The organism is Xanthomarina sp., assembly GCF_035306705.1.
Taxonomy (GTDB): domain Bacteria; phylum Bacteroidota; class Bacteroidia; order Flavobacteriales; family Flavobacteriaceae; genus Xanthomarina.
Window position 1 is genome coordinate 1 of the sequence record NZ_DATGNO010000009.1, and the last position, 5,649, is coordinate 5,649.

The window sequence follows — 5,649 nt, forward strand, 5'->3', positions numbered from 1 at the left end:
AGCAGTAAATAGCAAAAATTTAAAAGTGGTAATATTTATACGAAAAGATTGAAAATTATCTATAACAAATCGGGTTTCAGCTATAAGAATTATACTTAATAAATCAACGACTATAGTTTTAGGTTTATTCGTTATATAAAAACCTTATAATGGGTTTTGATTTAAAAAAAATACAAAAAAGTATTAAAAAGAATGACGTTAATTAAATTGTTGGAATTTTTCTAATTCATTGAAAACATGTGCGTTAGGCGTGTTGGTTTTTGACAGTGCTAAATTTTTTTTAATGAAATTTTAAGATATACGTGTTAGTACGTATATGATATTGTGAAAAATTATACTACGTTTGTTCTATCGTTAGATCATTTTTGTTCTTAAGAACTTATAAAGTGATTTATCTCTATCCCCAAAAGCTGGTATCAAGTAATCCCCACATAAATCTTGATAAAATATTAAAAGCTTAAAGACTGTCTCCCCTAAAGTCTTGATATAATAAAGTTATTTTAAATTCAAAAGTCGGTCTCCTCTAACGTCTTTTATTACAATATAGAAAATTAATTTTAATACTAAGATCCACCTCCTCATAGGTCTTGTAAGAAAATTTTGAATAAAGATTTTTAAAATTTTAAAGCTAGTTGACTTTCCCCTAAAACGCTTTTTAAACATTAAGTATACCATTTTAACTATGAACAAGATTCAAATACATTCTTTTTCACATTACTGCTTAAGCATCATTGTTTTGGCAGGTTTTCAATTTCAACTAAACAATTAAAAACTATATTATGATTAAAATAATTACTAATTTATTTACTTCTGATAAGAGGTTTTTAATAGGTCTTTTTTTGATTCTTTCATTTAGTTTCAGTTATGGGTGTAGGCTTCCCCAAAAATAGGACAGTTATAAATTCTAATTTATTAATTTTAAATTCAAACTGTCACAATGAAAAAAAGCAAATTTAGCGAGAGTCAGATAATCAAGGCACTCAAGGAAAACGAACAAGGAAGATCTGTGGGCGATTTATCAAGAGAATTAGGTATTGACAAAAGTACATTCTATTATTGGCGTAAGAAGTATGGGGGTATGGAACAGCAACAACTTAAGAGGTTGAAGGAACTTGAAGAGGAAAACAACAGGCTCAAACAAATGTATGCGGATGTGAGTTTAGATAATAAGATGTTAAAGGACGTATTGTCAAAAAAGTTCTAAAGCCTTCCGACAAGCGAGTTCGTGTCAAATATCTTGTTAAGGAGTTTACAGTGCCCATTGTACGAGCCTGCAAAGTTGTAGGTTTAAGTAGGTCAATGTGGTATTATCAGCGCAAGAAAGATGACAGCGAAGTCATTGATAAACTCACAGAGCTTGCGGAATCCTATCCAACTAGAGGTTTTGATGAGTATTATCACAAAATCCGTCGTGAAGGCTTAAAATGGAACAGAAAGCGAGTGCTTCGCATTTACAGGGATATGAAACTAAGTTTAAGGCGTAAGCACAAAAAGCGTTTAGTAAAACGCGTAAAACAACCTTTGGAAACACCTACGCAGCTCAATGAATGCTGGAGTATGGACTTTATGAGTGATGCACTTACCGATGGTAGAAAAGTGCGCGTATTTAACGTTATTGACGATTGTAATCGAGAAGCTTTAGCCATTGAAGCAGGACTATCATATCCAGCTAGAGCTGTAGTAGATACACTAGAATGTTTAAAAGAAGAAATAGGCACACCAAAATATATAAGATGTGATAACGGACCAGAATTTATCTCTAAGACCTTTATGAACTGGTGTGAAAAAAACTTTATAGAAATTAAATATACACAACCTGGAAAACCAATGCAAAACGGATATATCGAACGTTTTAATCGATTCTTTAGAGAAGATATACTAGATGCCTATTACTTCAATGACAAATATCAATTGCAAAAAATAAGCGATAATTGGAGAGAGGACTATAATTTTAACCACCCACATAAATCCTTAGGAAATAAATCACCTAAAGAATATATGCCCAGATTTGATGAAGAATTTAAATTCTTCATCAAATCTGACTTAAATAATAATTATTTATCGAACTTTAAGGTGTCCTAAAAAAGGGAAGCCTACAAATTCATTTTTAGGGGTTATGTTGCTTGCTATAACCCTATTATCCACTCAGCAAGCTTTAAAAATCGCATTCCCGAGAAATTTCATAAAATTCATGAAATACGGAAATCTTAACCCTGAAACTGAATTTAAAGGAAAATTAGTGTAGTTTTGAGACAGACTGCCGTTGCCAGTAATTTTAAAAAAACCGCTAATGAGAAAAATAATCGTTTTAATTCTACTTTTCACTTCATTGAACAGCATTGGACAAAAATCGGAATTGAACATTTCGATTGACGAAAGAATTGAAACGCTTTACTCTGTAGCATTTTTAAATGACTACTTCTTGATTAACGAACACGAAAATTTATATAAAAAAGAAATTCGAGAAAATTTACAATCGCTAAAAAACCACAAGGCTATTCAACTTTTCGACAGTTTATCAAAAAACTACAATTTTTCCTATTTCCGAACAGTGGAATGGGTTTTACAGTTTTCCGACTTCCCTAAGTTCAAAAAAATAAAAGAAAAAGTGGATAACTATGAAACTGTTCCGAAAGCCAAAAAAAATCTGCTCGAAAATTTCAGGAAAGAACTCATAAAATTCAATCAAGATACTCTTTTCCAATCTTATTTGAGCGAGATAAAACCAATAAACCAAAAAGTTATTTCTCAAGTAAAAGAGTCGGAAACAATTAGCGAATTGCCCACATATTTGGAAAAATTCTATGGCAAAAAACTCAATTCATACAATCTTATTCTTTCGCCATTGCTTCACTCTGGCGGTTTCAATTCAGAAATTATCAATCAAAACGGAGAAAAAGAAGTTTATGCATTAATTGGTCCAAATGGAGAAATTGACTTTATGCCATATTTTGACAAAAACTATTTAGAAACGGATTTAATACTTCACGAGTTTGGTCACTCATTTGTAAATCCTTTAATGGAAAAACACGATAAGGAAATAGAAAGCTTAAAATCTAAATATTTTACAGAAAAACTTGAAAAATATGCCAAATACCAAGGTTACAGCGAATGGAAATTTGTGTTTAACGAACTTTTGTTAAGAGCGACAACGATTAAAATAGCCGAGAAGAATTTTGGAAAAGAAAAAGCAAACGAACTTTTAGAGTACGAAAAATCAATCGGATTTGGATTGGTTGAAAATATTTTGGAAATTTTAAAGGAATACGACCAGAATAGAAACAAATACACGGACTTTTACAAATTTTACCCGACACTAATCGAACGGATGAAATAAAAACTACTGGCAACAGCGCATAACAAAAATGGCGAGATTTGTGATTGAAACGAAAATTTTGGTATTTTTAGAAACTTAAAGTTTAACCAAAAACTTGCGGATTTTAAGTCGCCACTTATGTTATGCACGGACCGTTGGCTACAATATGAAGAACGAAACGAAACAATATAAGTTTTTAGAAGCCTCTTGGGTTTTAATGATATTTACATTCATTGGAGTATTGATACTTAACGCAATAATTGTCTCTAAGGTTCAGAGAATCTTAGCCTTGTCCAAGGGTGGAATTATATCTATTTCTGCTATTGTTCTAATTTTTTTAGTATCTATTTTGGTTTCAAGACTTGTATCCTTCAGTAAGACAACAGTGACTTTGAACAAAAAAGAAATGCAAGTAAATCGGAGTTTTTTATTTGGTTTACCAATCAAGTCTAACTTTCTTTTACCTTATTCACAGATTAACACTTATGTTTTTCAAGACGACCAAAACTGGTATTGGTTGAAGATTAAGGATTCGAAGGGAAAGGCTTATAGAATTTGGAAATTTGGATGGTTTAAAAAAAAGGAGTTTAAGGCTTTTAAAGACCAACTAACTTATGAGATAAATTGGTTTAACCAAGAAATGGCACATTTTGACCAAACTGATCAACAAAAAGGACAGATTAAAGTAGCGAAAAATATATACCAAGGAAAGATTGGTTTAATCTTGGGAGTAATTTCCTTTATAATCATAATTGTCCTCTCAATACTGCTTCTTGTTTTTGGAGTTCCTAAACTAAGTTTCTTAGGACCAGGATTAATTGGACTATCTGGAGCAACATTTACGTTATTTAAAGTTTGGAACGAAAGAAAAAACAAGGATACTGTAGCCAACAATGTATCCTATGAAAAGCACTAATCCCGTTCTTCAAAAATAGTATTTATATTTTAATTATCTCATAATGATGATTTTGGGGTGTTGGAATGTTGATAATTCCGAAGGATTATCAATATTTCAATACCATATAACTTGCTCCGCATCCTATATGTGATCCATCGTCCAAGCGCGGTCACCAGCATCTGTATGATTATAAGTTATAATAAACCTGGCCACTTGCTAAAAGGGTGTGGTCCTTCCGCCTTCGGCGGAGGCCACCTACATTGTTTTGTGATACAGGTTTTGAATACTTCTTTGTGAGCTTTGTTATCTGTTTATATTATTATTCTATTACTCCTATTGTATAGGGGGTTTCTGTTTTTATTACTGCCAAGGTCCGGCTCAACAATTTACGCGCCACCTTGATTATTATTGATTTGACGTCCTTTCCCAAATGTTTGCGGTAATAGGCCTGCATTATTGGATCCGTCCTGATGGCCTGCCACGCTGCTTCGATAAAATAACTGCGCATCAATCTATGGGCACGCATTGTAATACCGGTGCTCTTTTGGTTGTCGCCACTTTGATGGATACCCGGTGCCAGGCCAACATAACCCGCCAAATGTTTTATGCTTTTAAAGCGTCGCAGATCGCCAAGCTCGCAGATGATACCGCTGGCCACGATCCCACCTACTCCCGGAATACTTTTTAAGAGATAATAATCCTTCTTGTAATGATTGCGGCAATAGGCACGGATCTTTGAGGACACATCCCGTAGTTCTTGATCGATAAACCTAAAGCTGCGCATCCTGCTATCGAGGGTCTCACGTGCCGATGGATAGACAAATGACAGATCGTCAATCCAGCCACGAAATTTATGGCTCCAGTGGTCGTTATCAAACTCCTCGGGAATAGCAACCCCGAAATAAAGCAACTGCATCTTGATATGGCTCTTGATGCGCCTAAAATCCTTTACAAGATCATTGCGCCTTCTAAAGAGACTGCGCAGTTGTTCCCGTTCAATTTCAGGTACATGGATACTTTCCAGCCTGCCATCTTTCAGTTCCCGGCTTATGAGCTGTGCATCGATCTTATCGGTCTTTGTAAAGCGCTCCTTTCCCTTCCGATGAATATCAGCAGGGTTGACCACAAGGGAGGTCCATCCGTACTGTCTAAAACTACGATGGGCATAATAGCCGCAACAGCCAGCTTCATAAGCCGTGGTAACCTCATGGTTAGGAAAATGTTTAGAAACATACTGCTGTAAGACTTCAGGCTTTGGAGGAATGGTAAACGACTTGCCAGCAAAGAGATCTGTAGCACAATGAACTTTCCAGCTCCGCTTGTGAATATCGATGCCAATGTATAACTTTGGTTGGGCAGTGGGTTCAGTTTTCATATCTTATTGTTTTGATGAACTTTAAAGATACGAGACTCGCTGCTTTTTCATAGATGCTAA

The 5,649-nt window shown here is 34.4% G+C and carries 4 protein-coding genes; 3 read left to right on the top strand and 1 reads right to left on the bottom strand.

What is annotated here, in order from left to right:
* Positions 1 to 937 precede the first annotated feature (937 nt).
* From VKY47_RS00575 to VKY47_RS00585, 3 genes are all read left to right on the top strand, one after another.
* Positions 938 to 2,082 (top strand): IS3 family transposase gene (locus tag VKY47_RS00575; RefSeq protein ID WP_414731183.1). Its coding sequence is split into 2 segments (ribosomal slippage): positions 938 to 1,190 and positions 1,190 to 2,082, totalling 1,146 coding nucleotides; the frame shifts between segments, so codons are not numbered across the junction.
* 208 nt (positions 2,083 to 2,290) lie between these two features.
* Positions 2,291 to 3,337 carry a DUF4932 domain-containing protein gene (locus tag VKY47_RS00580; RefSeq protein WP_324309506.1) on the top strand — a complete coding sequence of 349 codons (1,047 nt, stop codon included), beginning with the start codon at positions 2,291 to 2,293 and terminating at the stop codon, positions 3,335 to 3,337.
* A gap of 196 nt (positions 3,338 to 3,533) precedes the next feature.
* Positions 3,534 to 4,232 carry a hypothetical protein gene (locus tag VKY47_RS00585; protein ID WP_324309507.1) on the top strand — a complete coding sequence of 233 codons (699 nt, stop codon included), beginning with the start codon at positions 3,534 to 3,536 and terminating at the stop codon, positions 4,230 to 4,232.
* A 301-nt stretch (positions 4,233 to 4,533) separates the two neighbouring features.
* Here VKY47_RS00585 and VKY47_RS00590 read toward each other — a convergent pair whose 3' ends face one another.
* Positions 4,534 to 5,589 (bottom strand): IS110 family RNA-guided transposase, encoded by a 1,056-nt coding sequence (locus tag VKY47_RS00590; RefSeq protein WP_073221972.1) that lies wholly within the window; start codon positions 5,587 to 5,589, stop codon positions 4,534 to 4,536.
* Positions 5,590 to 5,649: the final 60 nt, after the last annotated feature.

Excerpts from the sequence above, each read along its gene's own strand:
- VKY47_RS00585 (WP_324309507.1), top strand. The coding sequence starts at position 3,534 with ATGATATTTACATTCATTGGAGTATTGATACTTAACGCAATAATTGTC.
- VKY47_RS00590 (WP_073221972.1), bottom strand. The coding sequence starts at position 5,589 with ATGAAAACTGAACCCACTGCCCAACCAAAGTTATACATTGGCATCGAT.
- VKY47_RS00580 (WP_324309506.1), top strand. The coding sequence starts at position 2,291 with ATGAGAAAAATAATCGTTTTAATTCTACTTTTCACTTCATTGAACAGC.